Genomic DNA, 295 nt, shown 5'->3' on the forward strand with positions numbered 1-295 from the left:
TTCAAGTCCAGGTTGAGGAGCCACATAAGATAAGCCTGCAAATATTTGCAGGCTTTTTTTGTTCTGAATAACGATACTTCAATTAATTTATTGTAATGACTTAAAGCACAATTTTTCAATAGCTCAGTTGGTAGAGCAACGGACTGTGCTTAAATAAAAAGAGCGTTTGCCCCTGGTTCAAGTCCAGGTTGAGGAGCCACATAAGATAAGCCTGCAAATATTTGCAGGCTTTTTTTGTTCTGAATAACGATACTTCAATTAATTTATTGTAATGACTTAAAGCACAATTTTTCAA

General features: G+C 34.9%; 1 tRNA gene. It reads left to right on the forward strand.

Going from position 1 to position 295, the window contains the following annotated elements:
* The first annotated feature begins 112 nt into the window (after positions 1–112).
* Positions 113–199: transfer RNA gene (locus H4J52_RS02910), tRNA-OTHER, on the forward strand.
* Positions 200–295: the final 96 nt, after the last annotated feature.

Source organism: Colwellia sp. MB02u-14 (assembly GCF_014076915.1).
GTDB lineage: Bacteria > Pseudomonadota > Gammaproteobacteria > Enterobacterales > Alteromonadaceae > Colwellia_A.